This is a genomic window from Lelliottia wanjuensis (assembly GCF_030238365.1).
GTDB lineage: Bacteria > Pseudomonadota > Gammaproteobacteria > Enterobacterales > Enterobacteriaceae > Enterobacter > Enterobacter wanjuensis.
The window spans coordinates 1-724 of record NZ_JASSOT010000026.1; the positions used below are offsets into that span (position 1 = coordinate 1).

Sequence of the window (724 nt, forward strand, 5' to 3'; positions counted from 1 at the left end):
CTGCGGTAGCCATAACGCCCTTTGTGATAGTGGTAAATCTCTCTGATTTTGTCTTTCAGCCCGGCATGCCTGTCCACTCGCTTCAGCGCATTTATATTGTGATACCACGTACTGCGGGACATGCCCGCTGCACGCAGAAGATCACTGAGCGCATACTTCAGCCTTAGCTCACTGATTATTGCGGCTTTCTGCCGTTTTTCTCGCTTTGAACTAAGGCCTTCAGCTTTTTTAGGTAGGCATTCTCTGCGCGCAGGTAACGAAGTTCAGCCCGCAACTCTTCGGGAGATAACTTTTCCAGCGCCGCATCGGTAAGTGGAGGTGTTTTTTTGGGTTTTGTCATGTCCTTGCTCCGGCCAGGTTTTATGCTCAGAAGTCCTTTTTCACCTGCGTCTTTGTAGACATTCACCCAGTGCCGGACAACGGTTTCAGTGGAGATATTAAACCGTGCGGCAGCTTCGCGCATCGAAAGTTCTTCAGCGAGAACAGTGCGTACGACAGCAATCCGGAACGCCGGAGAATGGCGGTCATTTTTCCAGGTAATGCCATCAATACCGTGGAGTTGCCAGGCTCTTACCCAGCGTCGCACTGATGTTCTTTCAACCCCAAAACGTTCAGCGGTACGATGTGTTCCATCTTTTCCGGCAAGGTAGTGATTGACGACAGCTAATCTGGTTTCGAGGGAATATTTTGGCTTTGCCATAAAAAACTGCACCTTAATCAGTTG

General features: G+C 49.6%; 1 pseudogene. It reads right to left on the bottom strand.

Annotated elements, in window-relative coordinates:
• A pseudogene (locus QQF33_RS03380) lies at positions 1–700 on the bottom strand (helix-turn-helix domain-containing protein); the annotation flags it as partial.
• Positions 701–724: the final 24 nt, after the last annotated feature.